16 protein-coding genes are annotated in these 24,611 nt (G+C 63.2%); 5 read left to right on the top strand and 11 right to left on the bottom strand.

Annotated features, from left to right (window positions below):
- Nucleotides 1-73: 73 nt before the first annotated feature.
- Entirely contained in the window at nt 74-976 is a 903-nt protein-coding gene (locus RGV59_RS05400) for a homocysteine S-methyltransferase family protein (protein WP_169884741.1), read from the top strand.
- A 215-nt stretch (nt 977-1,191) separates the two neighbouring features.
- Here the strand turns inward: RGV59_RS05400 and RGV59_RS05395 are convergent, their stop codons facing one another.
- From RGV59_RS05395 to RGV59_RS05385, 3 genes are read right to left on the bottom strand one after another with little or no spacing between them, the layout of a single operon-like run.
- Nucleotides 1,192-1,863 (bottom strand): GNAT family N-acetyltransferase, encoded by a 672-nt coding sequence (locus RGV59_RS05395; protein WP_017850023.1) that lies wholly within the window; start codon nt 1,861-1,863, stop codon nt 1,192-1,194.
- A 10-nt stretch (nt 1,864-1,873) separates the two neighbouring features.
- Nucleotides 1,874-2,320: a GNAT family N-acetyltransferase gene (locus tag RGV59_RS05390; RefSeq protein ID WP_126586283.1), complete on the bottom strand. Its 447-nt coding sequence runs from the start codon at nt 2,318-2,320 to the stop codon at nt 1,874-1,876.
- Nucleotides 2,317-2,955 carry an FMN-binding negative transcriptional regulator gene (locus tag RGV59_RS05385; RefSeq protein ID WP_126586281.1) on the bottom strand — a complete coding sequence of 213 codons (639 nt, stop codon included), beginning with the start codon at nt 2,953-2,955 and terminating at the stop codon, nt 2,317-2,319. Before RGV59_RS05385 ends, RGV59_RS05390 begins: the two co-directional genes overlap by 4 nt.
- Nucleotides 2,956-3,057: 102 nt before the next feature.
- Between RGV59_RS05385 and RGV59_RS05380 the strand changes: the two genes are divergently transcribed.
- On the top strand, nt 3,058-4,608 hold the full coding sequence (locus RGV59_RS05380; protein WP_126586279.1) for a PLP-dependent aminotransferase family protein: 1,551 nt from the start codon (nt 3,058-3,060) through the stop codon (nt 4,606-4,608).
- Here RGV59_RS05380 and RGV59_RS05375 read toward each other — a convergent pair.
- The 8 genes from RGV59_RS05375 to aspA all read right to left on the bottom strand — a co-directional run bounded on the left by RGV59_RS05375 (nt 4,593) and on the right by aspA (nt 21,611).
- Complete coding sequence (locus tag RGV59_RS05375; RefSeq protein ID WP_126586277.1) at nt 4,593-9,161, bottom strand: dermonecrotic toxin domain-containing protein; 4,569 nt, start codon at nt 9,159-9,161, stop codon at nt 4,593-4,595. The genes RGV59_RS05380 and RGV59_RS05375 overlap by 16 nt on opposite strands.
- Nucleotides 9,162-9,272: 111 nt before the next feature.
- Complete coding sequence (locus tag RGV59_RS05370) at nt 9,273-10,364, bottom strand: polyamine ABC transporter substrate-binding protein (protein ID WP_126586275.1); 1,092 nt, start codon at nt 10,362-10,364, stop codon at nt 9,273-9,275.
- The gene (locus RGV59_RS05365; protein ID WP_102618759.1) at nt 10,361-11,395 is read right to left on the bottom strand and encodes a histone deacetylase family protein; all 1,035 of its coding nucleotides are present in this window, start codon (nt 11,393-11,395) and stop codon (nt 10,361-10,363) included. The genes RGV59_RS05370 and RGV59_RS05365 overlap by 4 nt, the downstream gene beginning before the upstream one ends.
- Before the next feature lie 133 nt (nt 11,396-11,528).
- Nucleotides 11,529-12,521 (bottom strand): AraC family transcriptional regulator, encoded by a 993-nt coding sequence (locus tag RGV59_RS05360; RefSeq protein ID WP_104904227.1) that lies wholly within the window; start codon nt 12,519-12,521, stop codon nt 11,529-11,531.
- Between the two features lie 59 nt (nt 12,522-12,580).
- Nucleotides 12,581-17,176, bottom strand: coding sequence for a hypothetical protein (locus RGV59_RS05355; RefSeq protein WP_126586273.1), 4,596 nt, complete (start codon nt 17,174-17,176; stop codon nt 12,581-12,583).
- Nucleotides 17,177-17,305: 129 nt separating this feature from the next.
- Nucleotides 17,306-18,283, bottom strand: coding sequence for an asparaginase (locus RGV59_RS05350; RefSeq protein ID WP_126586271.1), 978 nt, complete (start codon nt 18,281-18,283; stop codon nt 17,306-17,308).
- A gap of 72 nt (nt 18,284-18,355) precedes the next feature.
- Nucleotides 18,356-19,807: an alanine/glycine:cation symporter family protein gene (locus tag RGV59_RS05345; protein ID WP_102618756.1), complete on the bottom strand. Its 1,452-nt coding sequence runs from the start codon at nt 19,805-19,807 to the stop codon at nt 18,356-18,358.
- 379 nt (nt 19,808-20,186) lie between these two features.
- The gene (aspA, locus tag RGV59_RS05340; RefSeq protein WP_017850012.1) at nt 20,187-21,611 is read right to left on the bottom strand and encodes an aspartate ammonia-lyase; all 1,425 of its coding nucleotides are present in this window, start codon (nt 21,609-21,611) and stop codon (nt 20,187-20,189) included.
- A gap of 182 nt (nt 21,612-21,793) precedes the next feature.
- Between aspA and RGV59_RS05335 the strand changes: the two genes are divergently transcribed.
- The 3 genes from RGV59_RS05335 to RGV59_RS05325 all read left to right on the top strand — a co-directional run bounded on the left by RGV59_RS05335 (nt 21,794) and on the right by RGV59_RS05325 (nt 24,542).
- Nucleotides 21,794-22,702 (top strand): LysR substrate-binding domain-containing protein, encoded by a 909-nt coding sequence (locus RGV59_RS05335; protein WP_017850011.1) that lies wholly within the window; start codon nt 21,794-21,796, stop codon nt 22,700-22,702.
- Between the two features lie 251 nt (nt 22,703-22,953).
- Nucleotides 22,954-23,445 carry a 5-(carboxyamino)imidazole ribonucleotide mutase gene (purE, locus tag RGV59_RS05330; protein ID WP_017850010.1) on the top strand — a complete coding sequence of 164 codons (492 nt, stop codon included), beginning with the start codon at nt 22,954-22,956 and terminating at the stop codon, nt 23,443-23,445.
- An 11-nt stretch (nt 23,446-23,456) separates the two neighbouring features.
- A complete protein-coding gene (locus tag RGV59_RS05325; protein WP_046381615.1) occupies nt 23,457-24,542 on the top strand; it encodes a 5-(carboxyamino)imidazole ribonucleotide synthase in 1,086 nt (361 codons plus the stop codon).
- Nucleotides 24,543-24,611: the final 69 nt, after the last annotated feature.

The following is a 24,611-nucleotide window of genomic DNA, read 5'->3' as shown; positions in this document are numbered from 1 at the left end:
TTTACCGTATTAAATAGTTATAAGAGCGACTCTCATAGTGAGTTATTTTCATAAGCTTATGAGTAAAAAGCATATGGCCGCAGTACGCACAGTAATTCTCGATGGTGGCATGGGCCGCGAACTGCAACGCCGCGGCGCGCCGTTCCGGCAGCCGGAGTGGTCGGCGCTGGCGTTGAGCGAAGCGCCGCAGGCGGTGGAAGCGGTACACGCGGCTTACATCCAGGCCGGTGCCGACGTGATCACCAGCAACAGCTATGCTGTCGTACCGTTTCATATCGGCGAAGCGCGGTTTGCCGCCGAGGGCCAGGCCCTGGCGGCGTTGGCCGGTGAATTGGCGCGACGCGCGGTGGTGACGTCCGGCCAAGCAGTGCGCGTGGCCGGTTCCCTGCCGCCGCTGTTCGGCTCGTATCGGCCCGACCTGTTCGAGGCCGACCGGGTCAGCGAACTGCTGACGCCCCTGGTGACCGGCCTGGCGCCTTATGTCGACCTATGGCTGGCGGAAACCCAGAGTTCGATCGTCGAGGCGCGGGCCATTCATGCCGGTCTGCCGGCGGACGGCAAACCGTTCTGGCTGTCGTTTACCTTGAAGGACGAAGACACCGACGAGGTGCCGCGCCTGCGTTCCGGCGAGCCGGTGGCCGAGGCGGCCGAAGCGGCTGCGCAACTGGGCGTGCAGGTGTTGTTGTTCAACTGCAGCCAGCCGGAGGTGATCGGCGCGGCGATTGACGCGGCCCGCCAGACCTTCGAGCGCCTGGGGGTGGCGATCCAGATCGGCGCCTATGCCAACGCCTTCCCGCCACAGCCCAAGGAGGCCACGGCCAACGACGGCCTCGACCCGTTGCGCGACGACCTTGACCCGCCGGGCTACCTGCAATGGGCTGCCGATTGGCAGAAGCGCGGCGCCAGCCATTTGGGCGGTTGCTGCGGGATCGGACCGGAGCATATTGCGGTGTTGGCCGAGCAGCTTGCCGACTGACACCCAGCGTGGTTAACGGGGCGCCTAAGATCAAAATCAAAAACAGAGCAACAGCAAAGCAACAGCTCGCGATACGACCGGGGTTTTCAGCGTCATCGGATGTGTAGATACCTACGCCGCGATAGCGGTAGACCAGTCGAAAATCAATCTCGACTGACCCACCGCCTCGCGGGCAAGCCCGCTCTCATATTCTGGTGCTGCGCTGTCTGTGGGATTTAGGCGCGGCACTCCGCCAGGCTTTTCAATTGGCCTGAACCTGCCTGGTTGGCTTCCGACAGCCAGTGCTCAAACCCTGCCCCGATCGGCGGCCATTCCGAGTCCAGAATCGAATACCACGCCGTGTCCCGGTTCTGCCCCTTGACCACCATGTGCTGGCGGAACACCCCTTCAAAACTGAACCCCAGGCGCTCGGCGGCGTATTTGGAGCGGGCATTGCCGTTATTGCATTTCCACTCCAGGCGGCGGTAGCCCAGTTCGAAAGCATGCTTGGCCAACAGATACACGGCCTCGGTGCTTTTCGGCGAGCGCTGCATCGGCGCGCCGAAGGTGACGTGGCCGATTTCGATGCGCCCGTGGGCCGGGACGATGGACATCAGGCTGAGGATGCCCTGCACATCGCCGCTGGCGCGGTCGATCACGCTGAAGAAATACGGCTCGTTGTGCTGGGCATGGTTATTCAGCCAGGCATCGAACGCGGTGCGGTCGCTGAACGGGCCATATGGCAAATAGTCCCACAGCTTGGGGTCGGCGCCGGGGCCTTCGAGGGCTTGCCACAGACCGTCGGCGTGGCGCGCCGGGTCGAGTTTTTCCAGGCGGATGAAACGCCCTTCGAGCAGTTGGACCGTGGGCGCCGGGGCACCTTGCCAGTCGGCGAGAGAGGTGGACATGCTGCGCTCCTTAAAGACCTTTGCGAAATTGGATGAAGCCAGGGCGTTCGGCGATGCGTTCGTACAGTTGGATCGCGGTGGCATTGGTCTCGTGGGTCAGCCAATGGACCTTGCAGCAGCCGTCGGCTTTGGCCGTGGCATAGACGTGTTCGATCAATTTGCGGCCCACGCCGCCGCCACGCTGGGCCGGCGCCACCAGCAGGTCTTGCAGGTAGCAGGAGTTTTCAATGCTCCAGTTGGAGCGATGGTAGATGAAGTTGACCATGCCTACCGCTTTGCCGTCCTGCCAGGCGAGCGCGGAGTGGGTCGGCTCATGGGCGTCGATCAGGCGTTGCCAGGTGCTCTGGCTGACGGCGTCTGGCAGTTCGGTGTTGTAGAACTGCAAGTACGCGTGCCACAGCGCCAGCCAGGCGGCGTGGTCGGCGGCGGTGACGGGGCGGATGTCGATCGGGCTCATTCTGGGGCTCCTTGGGGAATGAAACGGGCGAGGGTCTGGTCGCGCACGTCGAGGCTGGCGGCCAGCCCCTCGCGCACGCCCTGGATGTCGGCGGCACTGCGGTTCTGGCTGAGTTTGCGTTTGCCGATCAGACGTTCGATGGGCAAGGCGAAACCGACGATGGCCTTGAGCATGCCTTCAATGTAGTCGGCCGGGGCGTCGTTGACCTTCCAGGGCTGGGCGCGGCGGCCTTCGTGGCGGTCGGTGAGGGCGCTGACCACGCCGAGCAGGCGCTCGGCGTCGGTAAACACGTCGGCCGTGCCGTAGGCATGCACGGCCAGGTAATTCCAGGTGGGTACCACTTTGCCGTGCTCGGCCTTGCTCGGGTAAAACGCCGGGCTGACATAGGCGTCGGCCCCGGCAAAGATCACCAGCGCTTCGCCGCCGTTCTGCAGGTCGTGCCACTGCGGGTTGGCCTTGGCCATGTGGCCGTAGAGCGTACCGTTCGGGCCTTCGTTGGGGTTGAGCAGCAGTGGCAGGTGGCTGGCTAGCAGGCCGTGTTCACCCACGGTCACCACCTGCGCCAGGCGCGTGTGCTGGATCAGTTGCTGCAGTTCGGGCAAATCGTCGAGGGCAAAGGCGCGTGGTGTGTACATAAAAGTATTCCTTGGCGAATGCCTGCATCCTAGGCAGGCTAATGGTTCGTTGTAAGAGCCATTTATGACCCATTTCATGGGTCCAATTCCGGAGCCTGCCCAATGTCGTCCCTTGCGCCGCCGTTGTCGTTCAACCCTGCGGGAATCGAGCTGGATCGTCGTCAGGGGCTGACCCGCCAGCTGTACGAAGCCCTGCGCCAACGCGTGCTGGACGGGCGACTGGCCGGCGGCACGCGTTTGCCCGCCACGCGCGACCTGGCGGCGGCGTTGTCGATTTCGCGCAACAGCGTGGTGCGTGCCTACGATCAGCTGTATGCCGAGGGCTTTACGCAAAGCCGGGTCGGCGACGGGACGTATGTCGCCCAACTGCCCAGTTCAAAAAAACTATCCACAAAACTGTCCACAGGGTTTTCAACAGGCTTATCCCCAGCCTTATCCACAATCAAGCTGAAAAACGCCGATATTTCGAGCGAAAAAGTTATCCACAGCGCGGCGCTGGAGCGCCTCGAAAACAACCATTTGCCCTTGCCGCCCACGGGGCCTCCACGGGCATTTCGGGTGGGGGTTCCGGCCTTCGACCTGTTCCCTTTTGACGTCTGGGCCAAGCTGAATGCGGCTTTTTGGCGCAAGCCGGACCTCAAGCAACTGTGCTATGGCAACCCGGCCGGGGACGAGCGCTTGCGCGGCCTGATCGCCGCCTACCTGCGCAGCTCGCGGGGCATGCAGTGTACGGCTGAGCAAATTGTGATCACCAGTGGCGCGCAGCAGGCAATCAGCCTTTGTGCACAGTTGCTGGTGAGCCCAGGTGATGGCGTGGCGATTGAAAATCCCGGCTACCGCGCCGCCGGTCATGCCTTCGCCCTGGCCGGTGCGCAGTTGCAAGGTGTGGCGGTGGACAGCGAGGGGATCGACTGCAGCGTGTTGAACGGCCTCGACAACTGCCGCCTGGCCTATGTCACGCCGTCCCATCAGTACCCATTGGGCGTGGTCATGAGCCTGGCCCGGCGCCTGGAGTTGCTGGCCTGGGCCGAACGCAGCGGTGGCTGGGTCGTCGAGGATGACTACGACGGCGAGTACCGTTACAGCGGCGCGCCGCTGGCCCCGCTGGCGGCCCTGGATCGCAGCGGGCGGGTGCTGTATGTGGGGACGTTCGGCAAGGTCGCGTTCCCGGCGCTGCGCCTGGGTTACCTGGTGTTGCCGCCGACGCTGGTCGACGCATTCGCCCAGCGCCGCGCCGTGGATGTGCGGCACTCGGAGGTCAGCACCCAGGCGGTGATGGCGGAGTTCATGGCGGCGGGGCACTTTCAGCGGCATATCCGGCGCATGCGTCGCGCTGCGCTCAGTCGGCGCAACGTCCTGTTGAACGGCTGGCCGGACGAGCTGCCGGGGGTCGGCAGCCTGCCGAACAGTGCGGCGGGCCTGCACCTTACCGTGCGGGTGGACAGCCTTGCCCGCGAACAACAACTGGTGGCGCAGGCCCGCGCGGTGGGCGTGGAGGTCAATGGCCTGAGCAGCTATTGGCTGGCGCAGGCCGGGCCACCGGACGATCAACGCGCCGGCCTGGTGCTGGGCTTCGCCGCAGTGCCCGAGGCGGCGATCCGTCAGGCGCTCGCGCGGTTGCGCCAGGCCTGGACCGGTCAGGCTGAGGGCTGAGGCTTGGCTTTCAGGAACAGCGAGCGGGCCAGATGCAGACCGATTTCACTGCGGTACACGGCGATGTCGCTCAAGGGTTCGAACCGGCCGCCCATCAGGCGCTGTTGGCGGTTTTTCAGATGGGCGGCGGTGTAGGCTTCCTCCGGCCCGGTGAGGGTGGGGTAGTGAAAGTGTGCGTACCACAACGGACGGTTCGTGTTGACGTCCACCACCGCATACTCCTGCAGGAAACCCTTGTCGCGCCCCCTGAGTCGGGTGCGGGCGCCGACAGGCGGGTCTACCGTGACGGCGCCCTCGCGCAACAGCAATTCGACGTGCGCCGCCTCCGGTGGTCGGCGCTTGAGCACCTCGAGCTTGATCCGTTTGCCTTCCCGGTAAAGCTGGGTGATCGCCTCATCAAGGCGGCGGTTAGTCAACGCAGCTGACGGCGAGGCGCTTTCGGTCTGGTTGCTGGAGGTCAACGCCTCTTCGATATCCTGGTTGGCCCGTTGCAGTTTTTTGGCGTGCTGGTGGAAGCGCTCTTCGATTTCCACCGGCAGTTGCCGGGTTTCCTTCGCCCAGGCTTCCTTGTTGGCGATAAAGGCTTCGACCCCATCGACCAGCGCCTGACCGTCGCTGATGCTGTTTGCCAGGTTACGCGCCTGGCTGCGGGAAGCGGGCTTGGGCGTCAGCTCGCGTTCGACCCAAACCCCCGGCTCCTTCTCATGGAAGGTTGCAATCACTTTGCCGGTCAGGGGTTCCTTTACGTCGACCAGCGTCTTGCCGTCTTCGTCGGGGCTTTCACGCTCTTCGCCGACCACCATCCCCTTGAAACGCGTCTTGATGTATTTTTTCTTCGCCCTGGGGACGGTGCGCGACGGGCCCGCGGTGGGCTCCATGGCTCTGCGTTCGCGAAGCAGGGTTGTCAGTTGTTTCTCTGCGAGCCGAGCGAACTCGTCCACTTGCTTGCGCAGGTTTTCCAGGTCGGGCTTGTTGAGGTCATTGGGAAACTCGGCCGGCAGATCCACCAGGTTCTGGTCAACCCTGGAAAACTGATCCATCAGGCTGTCCAGGGTTTCGATCAACTGCTCCGGCGGCACCATGTTGCGCGGTTGTGCGGCCTCTCTGAAACTTTGGACCGCCAGCTCCGCCACATCGACGATACGGCGCAAGGCTTCCCTGGCGTCGGCGCGTGTGGCCGATGCGCCTTCGGCCACGCACAGGAAGTGGCCCAGGGTAATCTTGAACGCCTTGAGATCATCAAGGGCATAAGCGGGCAGGTGCGGCTCATGCTGCTGGATCAGCCTGACCCCGCGCGCACCCAGGGCACGAGCCTCCTTGAAGCGTGCCTGAAGGTAGTCCAGGCGCTCCGCCATGGCGTGTGTCGCGGTATACATGTTGCGGTAGTGAACGGTGGGCAAGGCTTCTTCTTCAACGCCCTCGATGTCGAGGTGGCCCTGTATGGCTTCCAGTCGTTCGCGAAACGGGATCTGTTGTTCGCTGATGGCGGAGCGCGCCAGAAACAGCTGATGTTCCAGGTAGCCGACCATGGCGTCCTGATAGTTGGGCACCGTGTCGAGAATATTCAGGGATTTGAGCTGGGAAATCGGTACGTCGAATTCTTTGAGACGCGTATCCACCTGTTCGAGAAAGGTGGTTCTGGCCGCGGCTTTGGCGTCACCCGCCGTGCGGTCGATGGCGCCTTGCAAGGCTTCAAGACCTTGCTGGCGCTGGGCCTGCTCGCTGTCGAAGGTTGCCAGTTGCCGGCGTAAATCGGTGATTTTCGGCGGCCTGAGGGCTTCGCCTTTTTTGCGCCGGCTGCGCAGGCCGCCTGCGCGTAGGCGCAAGCGCGTGTCGACGAACCATTGCCCCAGGCGATTGGCGATCAGCGGCGGGCCGCGCCGGCCTGGTTGGCGCGGATCGATGATCAACACGGTGTTGTTTTCGTCGACCGTCACTTCAAACCATCGTGTACCCACCGGGGCGTACCAGTGTGAGGCTTTGGCATAGAGATGCTGATGGGGGCCTTCCACGGTCTGTTGCGTACCCAATTGATCGGGCTTGGCCTGCGCAAAACTGTCGAGGAACGTGCCCAGGTTCTGCGCGCTGCGGTTCAGGGCGCCACTGATGTGCAGGGTGTGTTCGTGGTCGACGGGCAGCTCTGCCGTCGCGATATCCGGCTTTTGGACGACCTCTACCTTGACCTCCGGCGGCGGCAATGCGCGCGGCTTGGCGGGCTTCCCGATGGACGACTCGGGCCGATGCGCCGTGGCGACATGCGTCGTTAACACCATGCCGAGCGTCAGCAAGATATCCACCAGCGCCGAGAGCCCGGCGGAACGGTCACCGACCTCATTGGTGTCGACCATCTGTTGCAGGTCATCCATCAATTGCCAGATCCAGGTCGCGGCGCCCGCGGCGCGGCCCATGAACGGCAGCACGGTATTGAACATCAGCCACCCGGCGTGCTTGAAACTCTCCCAGCGCGCCTCGGCATTGGACACCGATTGGCGGTCGGCCAGGGTGACCAGCGCGTCGGCGTTGGCTCGGAACAGTGTGGCGAAGTCGTCGTTTGGCAGCACTTCCCGCCCCAGTTCGACGGGGCCGGTCATCACCAGTGCATTCAGCGGGTCGCTCAGCACACTGGTAAATACCCACGGCGAGGGCAGGCTGCCGGGAAACACAAACTGCGCGTAAGCCGTTCGCACCTTATCGGGCAGCCAAGCCAGGACCGATTGGCGCAATGGCGTGTCTTGTTTGATCGCGTACAGCAGGTTGGTCGGTGACGGGAACTGCATCAACGGTTGGTTGGACAGCGGGCGATAGAGCAGGCAAGGACCTTTTTTCGGGTCTTGAGGGCCAATGACGAACATGTTGCCGACGACGTCGACGGCCGAGCCCAGACGGCGTTTGGGGAGCAGGGACAAGCGGCGGATGACCACCGCCGCGCCGTCGACCACACGGGCTGCGCTGTCTGGATGCATCGCCGCGCAGACATAGCGATAGCCCTGTTCGCTCAGGTCGTGGACACCTCGTACTTTGTACTGCAACGCCAGTAGCGGCAGTTGCAGGCGTAATTGAGCGGTGTAGAGACGTTGCCTTCGCAGGGACTCGGCAGCGTCGTCAAGCAGCGTGCGTTTGACCAGGGCCGGATAGTGCATGCCGACGTTCGCCTGGGTAATCAAGTGCTCCAGGTAGGCCGCCGTCATCCAGGCGGGCACCGCGCTGCCGTTTTCATAACCGACGGTTTTGTTGCCCAAGGGCAGGGCTATCAGGTTTTCCAGGGCCAACTCGGCCAGGGTAAAGGTTTGGGTCTGGGTGTTTCCCGGCACGATCAGGGTGCCCCAGGCTTGCACGCTGGTGACGCTGATCCGCACGCTGTCGAGCGTCGTGCGGGCCACGCCGGGGTGGTCCTTGACCATCAGGGTGTGGATCGCATCCAGGGCAAAATCGCCGATGTGCTTGATCCCGTCATCAAAGGCTTTACCCGCGTGCCGCAGGTGCAGGGCCGCGAGGTCCATCATGTAGCGCCCGTAGGTGGCCTGATCCGACGAGGACGCGGTGAGTATCCAGTCGGGCAAGGCACGATGTACCCAGCCGATTCGGTCTTGATTCAGCGGGGCGCGGGGGGCGATTTCGCTGCCTGGCTTGTCGTGCGCCATGGTCGGGATCAGCTCACCGCTGTTGAACGCGATTGCGCCGATTGCCTGAATCTGCAGGGAAATAAACGCACAGGCCTGCTGCTCGAAAAAGTCCCCTGAGGGTTGGAAGAGTCGCCAGTGGAGCTTGGTCGCCTGTGGAGTGGCCACTTGAATGCTCAGGGCGTCGCCAAGCGCTTGCAGGCTCTTGAAGGCGGCGTAACCGTCGGCGATCGAATAGCTGAGGATGATGTCGCGCTCGCCGAGGCGCCCGACCAGTACCGCCAATGCCGACAGGTTGAGGTGTTTGACCTGTGTGGCGTATTCCAGGTCGACGTCGATCAGATAAGCCTTGGTCGCGTATTTGTCCTGGGGCAAGCGCTGGGCGTAATCCGGCGTGTGAAAAACCGCCCTGGCAACGTTGCATTCATCCTCGTCCCAACCCTCCACGCTGTCGACATTCCAGATCGCGCGCAAGGCGTTGGCAAAGGTGCGCCAGCGTGGGCCGTTCGGGTGGTTGCCGGCATTCCAGAACGCGAGTTGCTGCTCTTGGTACGCGACGCACAGCAACGGTGCCAGCTCATTGATCAGGCGGCCGACGGAGTCCACCTTGACCGGCAGATGCACGTTCGGCCCGGTGGCGGATTGATAGATCAGGTAGTGCTCGCTGTCGAGCCAGGTGACAGGTGCGCCGGATGTTGCACTGCGGCACAACGCGCCGGTCAGTGTTTGAAATCGCGGGGCTCCGGGCAGGATCGCCTCGGCGGTGATCTGCCAGTGCGGCGTCACCAGAAGGGTCAGGTCGGGGTCGATGTCGAGATCCGGGTACAGCTCGCGCAAGCTCGAGCGCAGGGTGGCGGCCGCGACTTCGCGCAAGGAGGGGCCGGTGGTCAGTTGAGTCAACAGGTCGTTGGCACTGGGAGGCGATGAGGGCAAGGGCGGGCTCCTGACGGGCGAGGTGAGGCGGGTTGCCGACGGCAACCCAGGACCTCGACCACGTTAGGGCGCGTGCCCGTCCGGAGGTGGTAGTTAGATAGCGGGCGGCCTCTATGTCCCCGACTTGATCTTGGTCCACGCCCGCGTCCGGGCGCGCTCGGCGTCGCGGCCCAGGGGTTTGAGGGTATACAGCGTGGCCATCGCCGCCTCGGTGGGGTACAGGTTGGGGTTGTGGCGGATCGCTGGGTCAACCAGTTCCGTCGCGTCTTTGTTCGGGTTGGGGTAACCGACGAAGTCGCTGATCGGCGCGATCACCTGCGGTTGCAGCAGGTAGTTGATGAAGGTGTAGGCGTCCTGCGGGTTTTTCGCGCCTTTGGGCAGGGCGAGCATGTCGAACCAGATCGGCGCGCCTTCCTTGGGCAGGCGCATGTCCACGATCACGCCGTTCTTGGCTTCCTTGGCGCGGTTGGCGGCCTGGGAGAAGCTGCCGGAATAACCGACGGCCACGCAGATGTCACCGTTGGCGATATCGGCCATGTACTTGGAGGAGTGGAAGTAGGTGATGTACGGACGGACTTTCATCAGCAGCGCTTCGGCTTTTTCATAGTCCTTGGGGTTGCTGCTGTTGGGGTCCAGGCCCAGGTGCTGCAGGGCCAGCGGCAGGATCTCGGACGGCGAATCGAGCAGCGCGACGCCACACTGCTTGAGCTTGCTGATGTTTTCTTCCTTGAAGATCAGGTCCCAGCTGTCCACCGGCGCATCGGCACCCAGCGCGGCCTTGACCTTGTCGGGGTTGAAGCCGATCAGGATGGTGCCGTACATGTAGGGCACGGCGAACTTGTTGCCGGGGTCGTTGGCCTCGAGCAGCTTCATCAGCTTGGGATCGAGGTGGTTCCAGTTCGGCAGTCGGCTGCGGTCCAGGGGCTGAAATACCCCGGCTTCGATCTGCTTGGCGAGGAACACGTTGGACGGCACCACCACGTCATACCCGGAGTTGCCGGTGAGCAGCTTGGCTTCCAGGGCTTCGTTGGTGTCGAAGATGTCGTACACCAGTTTGACGTCGGGGTTCTGCGCCTTGAAGTCTTCCAGCGCCTTGGGCGTGATGTAGTCGAACCAGTTGTAGACCCGCAGGGTTTTCTCTTCGGCATGGGCCGCGCCACCGAGAACGGCGGCGCAGAGGAAGAGCGACTTGAGCATGTTCATTGGATGGACCCCTCAAAACCTTCTAGAACGTTGACGGCGTTGATGCCGATTTCTGCCACGGCGTAGCCGCCTTCCATCACAAACAGCGTGGGTTTGCCCAGGCGCGCGATGCGTGCGCCCATGGCCAGGTAGTCCGGGCTGTCGAGCTTGAACTGCGAGATCGGGTCGTCCTTGAACGTGTCCACACCCAGCGACACGACGACGATGTCGGCGTCATAGCGCTCGATTTCCCTGCACGCCTCGTCAAGCGCCGCGCTCCAGCGCGCCCACCCGGAACCGGCCGGCAACGGGTAGTTGAAGTTGAAGCCTTCCCCGGCGCCTTCTCCCTGCTCATCGGCGTAGCCCAGGAAAAACGGGAACTCCGCCTCCGGATGCCCATGGATCGAGGTAAAGAGCACGTCGTTGCGTGCGTAGAAGATCGATTGAGTGCCATTGCCGTGGTGGTAGTCCACGTCGAGGATCGCCACCTTGCGATGGCCCTGGTCGAGAAACGCCTGGGCGGCGATGGCGGCGTTGTTGAGGTAGCAATAACCGCCCATCAAGTCGCTGGCGGCGTGGTGCCCCGGCGGGCGACACAGCGCGAACGCACAGTGGGCGCCGCGCTGGATCGCTTGCTGTGCGGTCAACGCGACCTGGGCGGCGCTGTAGGCCGCTTGCCAGGTGCCGGCGGTAATCGGCGCGCCGCCGTCGAAGCTGTAGTAACCGAGCTGGCCGTGCAGGCTGGTGGGCAGCACGCGGCGCAAGGTGCGGGCGGGCCAGGTGTAGGGCAACAGGTCGCCGTCCTCGCCGAATGCGGTCCAGCGTTGCCAGGCACCTTTGAAGAAGTCCAGGTAGTCGCGGCTGTGGACACGTTGCAGCGGCGCCAGGCCAAAGTCCTGCGGGGCAAGGACCGGGCCCAGCCCACGGGCTTTGACCCGTTGCAGTACGTGGTCGGCGCGCGAGGGCATTTCGAAGCAGGGCATCAGTTGCCCGTCCATCAGTTCACAACGGCCGTGGTGCAGGTGGTGATCGTCCGAGTAGATCGTCAGCATTTTGTTGTTCTCCGCAGGCGGTATCGGTGCCTGCAGTCTTGCGGGCGGGGCGCTTTATGAGAACGGCAGGAGCGGCCAAAAGGGGATAAATCGGGCCAAATTATGTGTCCGCAATTCGCCCATCAATGGGGCGTCATGCACGAAATTGGCTCGGCGCCACGCCGCTCCAGCGCACAAAGGCATGCCGGAAGCTGGCGGTTTCGCTGAAACCCAGTTGCTCGGCGATGCGGTAGATCGGCAGTTCATCCGCCGCCAGCCATTGTTTGGCGCGTTCGAAGCGCAGTTCGTCAAGCAGTTCCTGATAACTGCACCCCAGGTCGTGCAAGTGGCGGCGCAGGGTGCGCGGCGAGCAGTTCATCTGTGCGGCCAGGCCTTCGATCCCCGGCGCGGCGCCGAGTTGGCTGGTGAGCAACTGGCGGATTCTGCCCAGCCACGCCTGGCGGCCGGTGAACTCCAGGTTCTGTTTGCGGCACCGCTCGGCCATGGCCTGGTGGGTCACGGCGTCGGCCAGGGGCAGGGGCTGGTCCAGCCAGCGCTTGTCGAAGGCGAAGGCGTTGGTGCCGGCGTCGAACTGCAGCGGGCAGGCGAAACACTCGCTGTAGCGCGCGCGATAATCCGGCGCGCTGTATTCAAAACGTGCGCCAAGCAGCGCCAGCGGCTGGCCGAGCAGGTCGTCGCAGATCACCTTCAGCGAGGCCAGGCACAGTTCGACGTTGAACATCTGCATGGCCGGGGTTTCGCGATAGTCGGCGGCGGTAAACCAGATGCGCTCGCCGTCCGCCTCCAGGCTCAGCTTGAAAAGTGTTCCCAGCAGCGCCGGATAACGCAGCGCCAGGCGCAAAGCGTCACCGAAGGTGGCACTCGTCAGCAGCGCGTAACCGAGCATGCCGTAGGCCGATACATGCATCTGGCGGCCCAGCACCAGGCCGACATCCCGGCGCAGGGCCACGGCATTGGCGCATACGCGCATTTCCTGATTGGTGGTAATACGCGTGTCGGCGCGGCTCAAGTCCGCCGCGCAGATGCCGCTGCCCGCGAGCAAGGCCTCGCTGGGCAGCCCTTGGGCCTTGAAGGTGTCGAGCACCAGCGACACCGCGTTGAGGGTAGTGAGATGAGCGTGCAGCATCGACGGCTCCAACGTGTCAGGTATGGTGAAAGAGCAAGTTGTGTGCCGTCGGCCGTGTGTCAGGCCAGGTTGAAAAACAGCGTACTGGCCTGACTCTCGTTGATCTCGCTGCGGTGGAATGCCACGCGTTGTGCGCTGCTCAGGTCTTTGGTGGTGTCGGCTGCCGCGCCCAGGCTGTGTTCCTGCGGTGTCTTGAGGCGCGCGTTGATAAACGCCCTGGGCGTGGTCCAGTCGGTCGAGTAGTGGAAGTGTGCATACCACAGCACCTTATGGGTGCTGCGGTCGGTGATGGTGTATTCGTCCAGGTAATCCGGCCGGGCGGATTTGATGCGTCGGCGGCTGATGGTTTTTTTGATGCTTATCGCGTTGCGGGCCTTCAGCCATTGCACGCCGGAGGGTGTCGGCGGGTGCTGTTGGGTCATCCTCAGCACATTGTCTACGGATTGTTGATAGAGGGCTGTGGTGGCGTCGCTGAGGGTCTTTTTGACGGTGCTGGCCAGGGCCACGTCGCCTTGCGCGAGGTTCTTCTGGCTCAGGGCTTGCTCGATACTGCGCGTGGCTTGCTCCAGACGCTGGGCGTGTTGATGGTACAAGTATTCGATGCCGATGGGCGTGCGTTGGGCTTGGCTGGCCAGGCCGGTGATCCGTTGTTTGAAGTCCGGTAGGCCGTCGAGCAGGTTCTGGCCGGCGTCCACGCTGGTTTGCAGGTCGATGGGCGTGTTCACCGTTTGTTCGCTCCTGGCCCGTTGCACCCAAAAACCGTCCGGTTTCTCGTGAAACGTGGCCACCACGGTGTTGGACAGGGGCGAGCGAACATCCACCAGCCCGGTGTCCAGGCCTGTGGCGGACACCTGCGGCTCACCGACGACCATGCCGTGGTAACGGGTGCGGATGAATTTTTTCTGCGGGTGTGGCGGGACGGGCGGCGGGCTGGGGGTGGCTCTCAGCGCGGTGCGTCGGTCGGCCATTTGCGCAAGATGGGTGCTGGCGCGTTTGGTGTACTCGCCGAGTTGCTCGCGCAGGCGGGTCAACGGTTCCGTCAGGGAGACGCTGGGGAATTCCGTGGGAAAGTCCTGCAGGCGCTCGCCCAGCACCGTGAACTGTTCGATCAGGCTGCTCAGGGTCTCGATCTGTTCGTCGATGCGCTTGTCACTGCGCTCGCGCAGGGTGTCGCGCAGGGCCTGGATGGCGATGTCGCAGGCGTCGACAATATGGTCGATGGCGGCCCATGCCAGTGGTGCGCTGAGGGTGGTGGTTTCGCGCAGGCACAGGTTGCGGGCCAAGGTGACTTGCAACGCCTTGAGGTCGCCGCTGCTGTAGGCAGGCAGCAGGCTTTTGGTGTTCTTGATCAGGCGCAGGCCTTCGCCGGGCAGGTCACGCAGTTCGTTGAACCGCGTTTCGAAGTAGTCCAGGCGCTCGATCATGCCGTGCAGTATTGCGTTCATTTGCAGTGCGTCGGGGATGTTGCGCACGCGTGCGTCGGCGGCCTGCTTCGCGATGTGGTCGAGGATTGTACGGAGTTTGGGCGTAAAGGCCTTGAGCACTTCGTTGAGCCCGGCCCAGCTCAGGCTCAACTGAGCCTTGAGATACCCCACGGCGCTGTGCAGGTAGTCCGGCGTGGGGGCAAGTACATTCAATTCTTTCAGGTTTTTCAGGGCGGTCTCGTAGTCTGTGCGTTGGGCCTCCAGTTGATCGAGGTAAGCCCTTTGCGCGGCCTGGGCCGAGGTGGGCGGCGCGTCAACCAGTGCCTGATAAGTCTTTTCCAGGGTGTCCTGGGCGGTCTTTTTCTGTTGCTCGAAGGCGGTGATCTGCCTGCGCAGTTGGCTGGCCTGACGTTCGGCTTGCGCCCGGGCTTTGCGCTCCCGGCTTCTTGAACCGCCGCCACGCAGGCGCAGCCGGGTGTCGATGAACCACTCGCCCTTGAGATTGCCGATCAGAAAGGGACCGTTGCGCGCGGGTTGTTGGGGATCGGTGATCTGCACTTCGTCATTCTCATCCACCGTCACTTCGAACCAGCGTTCGCCGACCTGTGCGTACCATTTATCGAGCAGCGGATAGAGGTGGCGATGAGGGCCGATGCGCGATGAGGCTTTGTTGCGCACCTTCGGCTTTTCGACCTTGAAACTGTCCAGCAGGCTGCCCAGGTCGCTGGGGCTGCGGTTGATCGCGGCCAGGGTGTGCAGTGCATGCGGGTGATTGCCTGGCAGCTCAACTGCCGAAAGGTTGGCCAATTGTTTGACTGTCACGGGCTTGGCGATCACCTCGGGCCTGGCGGCAGGTTTCGGTGCCGGCTCGTCCTTGCTCAAGGCGGGGGCTGACGGCGCTTCGCGGCTGGCGATGTGCAGGGTCAACACCATGCCCAGGTTGAGCAACAGCCCGGCCAGGGCGGACCATTCGGCCGGTTTGTCCTTCTGCTGTTGCGCGTCGACGACCGCTTGCACCTGATCCAGGATCTGCCAGATCCAGGCGGCGGTGTTCACGGTGCGGCCCAGGAACGGCAGGGCTGCGTTGAATATCAGCCAGCCCGCCTGCTTGAACGAAGCCCAGCGACTTTCGGCATTCGACGCCGACTGACGGTCGGCCAGCGTGATCAGCGCGTTGGCGTTGGCCTTGAACAGTTCGTCGGGCAGCTCGCCGCTGAGCGCTTGCATGCCCAGGTCCATGGGCCCGCTCATCATCACGAGTTTGACCGGGTCCACCAGCAACGTCACGACTGCCCAGGGCGACGGCAGTTCGCCAGGGAATGCGTAGCGTGCGTAGTCGTCGCGCACATTGTCCGGCAGCCAGGCCAGGACCGAGTCGCGCAGGTGGCGTGATTGGCGGATCGCATACAGCAGGTCGGCCGGTGACGGATATTGCAGCAGTTGTAATTCCGCCATCGGGCGATACAACAGGCAGGGCCCGGCGTTCGTGTCCTGGGGGCCAATCACAAACATGTTGCTCACCACGTCTTGCGTGTCGGCGCTGCGGTTTTTCGGCAGGAAGGCCAGGGGACGAAGAACGATGGCTTGCCCGTCGACCTGACGGTCCGCTGCCTCTGGCGCCAGCACGGCAGCGACATAGCGATACCCCAGTTCGTCGATCCCGGCGTGTCGGCTCATCTTGTATTGCAAGGCTTGCAGCGGCAGTTGGATGCGCAAATGGCTGCTGTACAGGGCGCGTCGGCGGCTGGATTCGAGCGGGTTGTCGAGCAACTTGCTTTTGGCCAGGGCCGGGTAGTGTTGGCCGACGTCCACCTTGCGGATCAGCGTTTCGATGTATGCCATGGTCAGCCACGCCGGCACGGTGCTGCTGTTGCGCAAGCGCACGCTTTTGTCGCCTAGGGGCAGGCCGATCAGGTTTTGCAGGGCCAGGTCGGCCAGGCTGAAGGTGGTGGTGTCGACCTTGCCCGGCAGGGTGAAACTGCCCCACACAATCGGGCTGCGTACCTGAATCTCGATGTTCTCCAGACGCAGGTTCGCCGCGTCGGTGTGGTCCTTGAGCATTTCGGCGCGCAGTCTGTCGAGCGCGTAGGTCTGGATGTGCGGGATGTCATCGTCGTAGGACTTGCCCGCGTTGAGGCTGTGCAGCGCGGCGAGGTCTTTCAGGTAGCGTGCGTAGAGACTCAGGTCGGTGGTGGAGGCGGACGTCAGCCAGGACGGGAGTGCGTCGAGGTAGGGTTTGAGGTCGGGTTGCTTTTCGCCGACCAGCTCTTGGGTGGCCGGTGGCAGGTTGAGTGAGGATTCGCTGGGGGCGGTGCGCCGCAGTTGCTGAGTGTCGAGCTGCCCGATGAACGCAAGCTGTTGGGCAATCAGCGTGCAAGCCTGGTGATCGAAAAAATGCCCGGTGGGTTCGAACAGTCGCCATTGGATGTCAGTGGGTGCATGGCGACCTACGTAGCCGGGCAAGCTCTGGCCCAGTTGCTCCAGCGTGGCGAATTTCTCGTAGCCGTTGAACAGGGAGTACGTGAGGATAAGCGTCTCGCCGTCGTGGTTGCCGATCAGTACGGCAATCGACAGCAGGCCCAGGTGGGTGACGGTCGCGCCGTCGATCTGATCGACGTCCACCAGGTAGGCGCGGCAGGCGAATGCATCGTCGCTCTGGCGGCGTGTCAGTTCCGGCGCGGCGTACAGCGTGCGGGCCATGGCGCAGTCCTGTTCGTCCCAGCCGTCGACGCGGGTCACGTTCCACACCGAGCGCAGCGTGCTGGACAAGGCTTGCCAGTGGGGGCCGGAGGTGCCGTTGCTGGAGTTCCAGAACGCCACTTGTTGTTCCTGGTAGGCGGTGAGCATCACTGGCGCCAGCAGGTTGATCAGGGTGGCGATCTGCGTGATGCGTACCGGCAGGTGCGCGGTGGGTTGCTGGTTTTTTGGCTGGATAAGGTAGTGCGCGCCTTCGATGTAGAGCGCGGGTTCACCTGAGATGGCCTGATTGGTGAGGATGTCAGTGAGGGTTTGGTGCGCGGTGGGGCCGGCGACGATTTCATCGTCGACAATGCCCCATGTCGGCGTGCCGACCATGGCGATGTCCGGGTCGATGCCCAGGTCCGGGTAGAGTTCTTGCAACGAGCGGCGTAACAGCGCGCTGGCGGCTTCCCGGAAGGCGGGGCCGACGCAGAGTTGGGTGACCAGCGTATCGGAGGGGTTGTAACGAAGGGTGGAGGTTTGTTGGCTCATGGGTTCCTGCCTTGCCATTTCATGGACGCTGCCGGAAGAACAGCTTCGGCATGCTAGAAAGCGGCAAGGCAGGGAGGAGACTAACTATTTAGTTGGCTGGGGGTTTTTATGCGGGTTTGGCTGTGCGATTCAGGCCAGTTCACCGCACAGGTCCAGTTCCACCAGGCGGCGCACTTCGCTGGTCGCGAGGCCGGCACCGAGCAGGGCCTGCAACTTACCGAACGCCGCTTCACGGGTCATGCCACCACCGGACAGCACGCCCGCTGCACGCAAACGGCTGCCGGCTTCGTACACGTCCAGTTCCACGCCGCCCTCATGGCATTGGGTGATCGCGACCACGACCACGCCTTGCGCCTGCGCGCGCTGGAGGCTGGCGAGGAACTCGGGGTCGTCGCTGGGCCCGGTACCGCTGCCGAAGCATTCCAGGATCAACGCCTGCAGGCCGCTGCCGATCAAACCGTCCAGTTGGGGCGCGCCGATACCCGGCACCAACGGCAGCACGCCGACATTGGCCAGGGCCTTGGGCTGACGGTAGTCCAGCGCTGCAGGAATCGACGCGGCGCGGGCCACGCCGCCCTGGCGTTGCAACGCGGCGAACGGGTGACGCCCGAAGCTGCGGACTTTCGCGCAGCGTGTCGGCGCCATCAGCGTGCCGTGGAAGTACAACTGCACACCCGGCGCCAGGCCTTGGCCCAGGGCCAGCAGCGCACCGCTGACGTTTTCCCAGGCATCGCTGTCGGGTACGCCGGCCGGGAGCATGGAGCCGGTGAACAGCACCGGCGCCGGCAGGCCCAGCAGTTGGAAGCTCATGGCGGCTGCGCTGTAGGCCAAGGTGTCGGTGCCGTGCAGGATCAGCACCGCGTCGCAACCGTCGTCCACGGCTTCGACCACGGCAGTGCGCAGGCGCTGCCAGTAGGCCGGGGTCATGTTGGCGCTGTCGATCAGCGGCGACATTTCCCGGAAGCGCCATGTAGGCACTGGCTGGTTGGCGAGCTGTTCGCGCATGCGGGCTTCGAAACCGGATGCGGGGGTCAGGCCGTTGGCACTGGCTTGCATGCCGATGGTGCCGCCGGTGTAGAGCACCATGACGTTGTTAGCTGCTTGCATCGAAAATCTCCTGAACGAAAAACGCCGCCAAGCCCAGAGCATGCCCAAGGCCAGGCGGCGTGTCATCTGCGCTTAGCGTTGCGACAGTGCGATCGATTCAGCAGGCGCTTTAGCGGCAGGCTCCGGTTTCACCGGGTTGGCCGGCCAGGCCTTGCGGTCCAGGTCCAGGTCGGGGAACTGGCTGGAGTCGAACACCGGGGTTTTGATCCCCGCCGCGCGCTGGTTGTCGTAGTCATTCAGGATACGCATGGCGATCTTGAACAGGAACGCCAGGGCGAACAGGTTGACGAACGCGAGCATCGTCATGGTGATGTCGGCGAAGGCGAACACGGTGCTCAGGTTCTCGATCGAACCCCAGAAAATCAGCACCAGCACCAACGCGCGGTAGCCCATCAGCACCTTGCGGTTGTTGCCGACCAGGAAGCGCAGGTTGCTCTCGCCGAGGTAGTAGTTGTACATGATCGAGGTGAACACGAACAACGCCAGGGCCACCGAGATGAACATCCGGCCCCAGTCGCCGACCACGGCCGCCAGGGAGTTCTGGGTCAGGGCAATGCCGTCGCCTTCAAAGCCCGGGGTGTAGAAACCGGAGAGCAGGATCAGCAAGGCGGTGCAGGTGCAGATCACGAAGGTGTCGAGGAACACGCTGAACGCTTGCACCACGCCTTGGGCGATCGGATGTTCCACCGACGCGACCGCCGCCACGTTAGGCGCACTGCCCAAACCGGCTTCGTTGGCGAATACGCCGCGCTTCACACCCATGATGATCGCACTGCCCACCAGGCCGCCGAAGGCCTGGTCGAGGCCGAACGCGCTCTTGACGATGGTCGCGAGCATGGCCGGCACATGGTCGAATTGCAGCACGATCACGTAGAGGGTCACGGCGATGTAGACCAGGGTCTTGACCGGCACCAGCAGGTCGGCGATCGAGGCGATCCGCTTGATCCCGCCGATGAACACCAGGCCCAGTAATGCCGCCAGGGCCAGGCCGGTGTAGGTGGTGTCGAGGCCGAAGGCGTTGTTCAGCGAATGCGTCACGGCATGGGCTTGCAGGCCGTTGAAGGCAAAACCGAAAGTCACCAGCAGCAGGAACGCCATCACCATGCCCAGCCAGCGCTTGTGCAGGCCGTGCTGGATGTAATAAGCCGGGCCGCCGCGGAAGGTGCCTTCGGCGTCGGTGCGCTTGTACAACTGGCCCAGGGAGCACTCGATAAAGCTCGAGGACATGCCCACCAACGCGGTGACCCACATCCAGAACACGGCACCGGGGCCGCCCAGGGTCACGGCAATGCCGACACCGGCGATGTTACCGGCACCGACGCGGCCGGCCAGGCTGAGCATCAGCGCCTGGAACGAACTGAGCTGGTCGGAGCTGTTTTTCAGGCTGTCGCGAAACACCGAAAACATGTGGAAAAAGTGACGCAACTGAACGAAACGCGAGCGGATCGTGAAATAACCGCCGAGCCCGACAATGAGCACGATCAGTACTTTCCCTGAGAGGAAGTCGTTGATGACTTCGAGCATGGAGTGTTCCTCGCTGATTTTTCTAATGGCAAACGCAGGACGGTTCGACGCTGTCACTTGGCACCAGGCAGTGCGCGACGGTTCGACCGGATCCTTTTGCGGGTGTTGTTATTCATGCGTTTTCGCGTGTGTCCGGGCCTCGTTACCGATGGCCGCTGACGCGAAGAGGGGCGGCACTATACCTAGGCGAACGTGATCCGTCTGCCTGGGCTGATTAAAGGTTTCAGCCAGGGCGTGGCGGGCAGGGGCGATATTGGAATTTTTATGGGCGTCATTTCACAACCTTGAGACAAAAAAAGGGCCTGAAGAACGAGCCTTCAGGCCCTCAAAAGGTGAGAGGTGTCTAGTCCCTCAACCTGGTGAGCGGTGCAACAAACGCTTAGGCCTTCAGCGGGACCAAACGTGGAGCAATCATGTTTTCGGGGCGCAGGATGTCGTCGAGCATGGCGTCGTCGAGCAAGCCTTCTTCGCGCACCAGTTCCAGCACGCCGCGGCCGCTTTCGAGGGCGATACGCGCGATGCGGGTGGCGTTTTCATAGCCGATGTACGGGTTCAGCGCGGTGACCAGGCCGATGGAGTGCTCCACCAGCTCACGGCAGCGGGCTTCGTTGGCGGTGATGCCGACGATGCAGTGCTCGCGCAGCATGTCCATGGCCCGTTGCAGCAGGCGGATCGAGTCGAAGATCTTGAAGGCGATCAACGGTTCCATCACGTTCAACTGCAGTTGGCCGCCTTCGGCTGCCATGGTCAGGGCCAGGTCGTTGCCGATCACTTGGAAGGCCACTTGGTTGACGGCTTCCGGGATCACCGGGTTGACCTTGCCGGGCATGATCGAGCTGCCAGGCTGGCGGGCCGGCAGGTTGATCTCGTTGATGCCGGTACGTGGGCCGCTGGACAGCAGGCGCAGGTCGTTGCAGATCTTCGACAGCTTCACCGCGGTACGCTTGAGCATGCCGGAGAACAATACGAAGGCGCCCATGTCGGAGGTGGCTTCGATCAAGTCCGCCGCCGGCACCAGCGGCTGGCCGCTGATGGTGGCCAGGCGTTGTACGGCCAGGGCCTGGTAGCGCGGGTCGGCGTTGATGCCGGTGCCGATGGCGGTGCCGCCCAGGTTCACTTCGGTCAACAGCTCCGGCGCCAGGGTTTTCAGGCGGGCCAGGTCTTCGTTGAGGGTGGTGGCAAAGGCGCGGAATTCCTGGCCGAGGGTCATCGGCACGGCGTCTTGCAACTGGGTGCGGCCCATTTTCAGTACATGGTTGAACTCGACACCCTTGGCGGCGAACGCCTGGATCAGGCTGTCGAGGCTGGCCAGCAGCGCGTCATGGCCCAACAGCAGACCCAGGCGGATCGCGGTCGGGTAGGCGTCGTTGGTCGACTGCGCCATGTTCACGTCGTTGTTCGGGTGCAGGTACTGGTACTCGCCCTTGTTGTGGCCCATGGCCTCCAACGCGATGTTGGCGATGACTTCGTTGGCATTCATGTTGGTTGAAGTGCCAGCGCCGCCTTGAATCATGTCCACCACGAATTCTTCGTGAAAGTCGCCGCGGATCAGGCGGGCACAGGCTTCGCTGATTGCAGCGTGCTTGGCTTCGCTGAGCTGGCCCAACTCGCGGTTGGCGTCAGCGGCGGCTTGCTTGACCATTGCCAGGCCGACCACCAATTTCGGGTAATGCGAAATCGGAACGCCCGAGAGGCGGAAGTTATTCACCGCTCGCAGGGTCTGGATGCCGTAATACGCTTGGGCAGGTACTTCGAGTACGCCAAGCAGGTCTTTTTCTGTGCGGAATGATGCAGCGGAGGACATGACGGAAATCATCTCGATATGGACCCGGAACTGGCCGGAACGCTGTGAATGCTAGGCTTGTGGAAGTTTTTGGGCCAATGCTGTTAAACACTGGCCTATGCACAAACGGCATAATAGGCGTGTGACCCGGCTATCATGGCGGGCGTGTGTGCCAAAATGGTGCATACCCGTGGGAGGAACTGATGAACCTTGAGAGCAAATGGCTGGAAGACTTCAGCGCCCTGGCGGCGACGCGCAGCTTTTCCCAGGCTGCTGAGCGGCGCTTTGTCACCCAGCCGGCGTTCAGTCGACGTATCCGCAGCCTCGAAGCCGCGCTGGGCCTGACCCTGGTCAACCGCTCGCGCACGCCGGTGGAATTGACGGCGGCGGGGCAGTTATTCCTGGTGACCGCACGCACGGTGGTCGAGCAGCTCGGTGAAGTACTGCGCCATTTGCACCATCTGGAAGGCGGGCAGGGCGAAGTCATGCAAGTGGCGGCGGCCCACTCCCTGGCGCTGGGCTTCTTCCCGCGCTGGATCGCGCAGTTGCGCAACGAAGGCCTGAACATTGCCACCCGGCTGGTCGCCACCAACGTCGGTGATGCCGTGCATGCCCTGCGCGAAGGCGGCTGCGATTTGATGCTGGCGTTCTACGACCCCGACGCGGCGATGCAGATGGACCCGGAGATCTTCCCGTCACTGCACCTGGGCAATACCGAAATGCTCCCGGTGTGCGCCGCCGATGCCGAGGGCAAGCCACTGTTCGACCTGGAAGGTGAAGGCAGTGTGCCGCTGCTGGCCTACAGCGCCGGGGCATTTCTGGGGCGTTCGGTGAACCTGCTGTTGCGCCAACGTGCCCTGCGCTTCACCACGGTTTACGAAACCGCGATGGCCGACAGCCTCAAAAGCATGGCCCTGGAAGGCCTGGGCATCGCCTGGGTGCCGCAACTGAGCGTGCGTGCCGAGTTGGCTCGGGGTGAGTTGGTGGTCTGCGGCGGTCCGCAGTGGCATGTGCCGTTGGAGATTCGTTTGTACCGCTGTGCCTTGGTGCGTAAGGCAAACGTGCGGTTGTTGTGGCGCAAGCTGGAAGGTGGTGCCGCGCAGAATACGTGAGTCCAGCACCGCTTAACTGTGGAAGGGGTTTTGTGGGGTTTTCGCTGACTCTTAAGTCAATAAAACCGCCGGTTTGCGCCGCTAGACAGATGGTCATTCCAGGGGCTGTTTATCTGCGTTATTACGGTATACTGCGCGGCCTTCGGCCGGTCCAACCGGCCAAATTTCGTACACCAAGCCACGCCGGATTTCCCGCGTGGCTTGTTGTTTTTTGACGCGCCTGCGGGCGCCCAGAGAGAAGAGGCACGACGATGAGTGCATTGGTTGGCGTGATCATGGGCTCCAAGTCCGATTGGTCCACCCTTAGCCACACCGCCGATATGCTGGAAAAACTCGGCATTCCGTATGAAGTGAAAGTGGTCTCTGCCCACCGCACCCCGGATTTGCTGTTCCAGTATGCCGATGAAGCAGAATCCCGTGGCATCGAGGTGATCATCGCCGGTGCCGGCGGTGCAGCGCACCTGCCAGGCATGTGTGCGGCCAAGACCCACCTGCCGGTACTCGGCGTGCCGGTGCAGTCGTCGATGCTCTCGGGCGTGGATTCGCTGTTGTCCATCGTGCAGATGCCGGCCGGTATCCCGGTGGCGACCCTGGCGATCGGCAAGGCCGGCGCAATCAACGCCGCCTTGCTGTCCGCCAGCATCCTGGGCGCCAAGCACCCGCAGTTCCACGCGATGCTGAAAAAATTCCGTGCTGAGCAGACAGACAGCGTGCTGGACAATCCAGACCCACGTATCGCCTGAGGTTGTTGACGATGAAAATCGGTGTAATCGGTGGCGGCCAACTGGGTCGCATGCTGGCCCTGGCGGGAACGCCGCTGGGGATGAACTTCGCTTTCCTGGACCCGGCGCCGGATGCCTGTGCGGCCGCGTTGGGTGAACACCTGCGCGCTGACTACAGCGACCCGGACCACCTGCGCCAACTGGCCGAAGAAGTCGACCTGGTGACCTTCGAGTTCGAAAGCGTCCCGGCCGAAACCGTGGCCTTCCTCTCGCAGTTCGTGCCGGTCTACCCGAGCGCCGAAGCCTTGCGCATCGCCCGTGATCGCTGGTTCGAGAAGAGCATGTTCAAGGACCTGGGCATTCCGACCCCGGCCTTCGCCGATATCCAGTCCCAGGCGGACCTGGACGCCGCCGTTGCCAGCATCGGCCTGCCGGCCGTGCTGAAAACCCGCACCCTGGGTTACGACGGCAAGGGCCAGAAAGTCCTGCGCACCGCTGCCGATGTGGTCGGCACTTTCGCCGAACTGGGCAGCGTGGCCTGCCTGTTGGAAGGCTTCGTGCCGTTCACCGGCGAAGTTTCGCTGATCGCCGTGCGTGCCCGCGATGGCGAGACCCGCTTCTACCCGTTGGTCCACAACACCCACGACAACGGCATTCTCAAACTGTCCGTGGCCAGCACCGACCATCCGTTGCAGGCCCTGGCCGAAGACTATTCCAGCCGTGTGCTCAAGCAGCTGGAATATGTCGGCGTGATGGCGTTCGAGTTCTTTGAAGTCGACGGTGGCCTGAAGGCCAACGAAATCGCCCCGCGCGTCCACAACTCCGGGCACTGGACCACCGAAGGCGCCGAGTGCAGCCAGTTCGAGAACCACCTGCGCGCGGTGGCGGGCTTACCGCTGGGCTCCACAGCCAAGGTGGGCGAGAGCGCCATGCTCAACTTCATCGGCGTGGTCCCGCCGGTTGAAAAAGTCATCGCCATCGACGACTGCCACCTGCATCACTACGGCAAGGCTTTCAAGACCGGGCGCAAGGTCGGCCACGCCAACCTGCGTTGCCAGGACCGCGCGACGCTGCAAGCGCAGATCCTCAAGGTCGAAGCGTTGATCGCCGAGCAATAATCCCGGGAACGGCGGGAACCATTGGCGGCCGCCGTCTCTCTGATTGCAGGATGATAAAGCCTGGCTAGG

The sequence above is a fragment of the Pseudomonas sp. FG1 genome (genome assembly GCF_034313875.1).
Classification (GTDB): domain Bacteria; phylum Pseudomonadota; class Gammaproteobacteria; order Pseudomonadales; family Pseudomonadaceae; genus Aquipseudomonas; species Aquipseudomonas veronii.
Note: the sequence above shows the minus strand (reverse complement) of the source record. Positions and strands in the feature narration are given on the sequence as shown.

Bases quoted from the DNA above. Each gene is read 5' to 3' on its own strand.
- RGV59_RS05355 (WP_126586273.1), bottom strand. From the start codon at position 17,176: ATGAGCCAACAAACCTCCACCCTTCGTTACAACCCCTCCGATACGCTG.
- RGV59_RS05395 (WP_017850023.1), bottom strand. From the start codon at position 1,863: ATGTCCACCTCTCTCGCCGACTGGCAAGGTGCCCCGGCGCCCACGGTC.
- RGV59_RS05360 (WP_104904227.1), bottom strand. From the start codon at position 12,521: ATGCTGCACGCTCATCTCACTACCCTCAACGCGGTGTCGCTGGTGCTC.
- RGV59_RS05380 (WP_126586279.1), top strand. From the start codon at position 3,058: ATGTCGTCCCTTGCGCCGCCGTTGTCGTTCAACCCTGCGGGAATCGAG.
- purE (WP_017850010.1), top strand. From the start codon at position 22,954: ATGAGTGCATTGGTTGGCGTGATCATGGGCTCCAAGTCCGATTGGTCC.
- RGV59_RS05390 (WP_126586283.1), bottom strand. From the start codon at position 2,320: ATGAGCCCGATCGACATCCGCCCCGTCACCGCCGCCGACCACGCCGCC.
- RGV59_RS05365 (WP_102618759.1), bottom strand. From the start codon at position 11,395: ATGCTGACGATCTACTCGGACGATCACCACCTGCACCACGGCCGTTGT.
- RGV59_RS05350 (WP_126586271.1), bottom strand. From the start codon at position 18,283: ATGCAAGCAGCTAACAACGTCATGGTGCTCTACACCGGCGGCACCATC.
- RGV59_RS05335 (WP_017850011.1), top strand. From the start codon at position 21,794: ATGAACCTTGAGAGCAAATGGCTGGAAGACTTCAGCGCCCTGGCGGCG.
- RGV59_RS05370 (WP_126586275.1), bottom strand. From the start codon at position 10,364: ATGAACATGCTCAAGTCGCTCTTCCTCTGCGCCGCCGTTCTCGGTGGC.
- RGV59_RS05325 (WP_046381615.1), top strand. From the start codon at position 23,457: ATGAAAATCGGTGTAATCGGTGGCGGCCAACTGGGTCGCATGCTGGCC.
- RGV59_RS05400 (WP_169884741.1), top strand. From the start codon at position 74: ATGGCCGCAGTACGCACAGTAATTCTCGATGGTGGCATGGGCCGCGAA.
- RGV59_RS05345 (WP_102618756.1), bottom strand. From the start codon at position 19,807: ATGCTCGAAGTCATCAACGACTTCCTCTCAGGGAAAGTACTGATCGTG.
- aspA (WP_017850012.1), bottom strand. From the start codon at position 21,611: ATGTCCTCCGCTGCATCATTCCGCACAGAAAAAGACCTGCTTGGCGTA.
- RGV59_RS05385 (WP_126586281.1), bottom strand. From the start codon at position 2,955: ATGTACACACCACGCGCCTTTGCCCTCGACGATTTGCCCGAACTGCAG.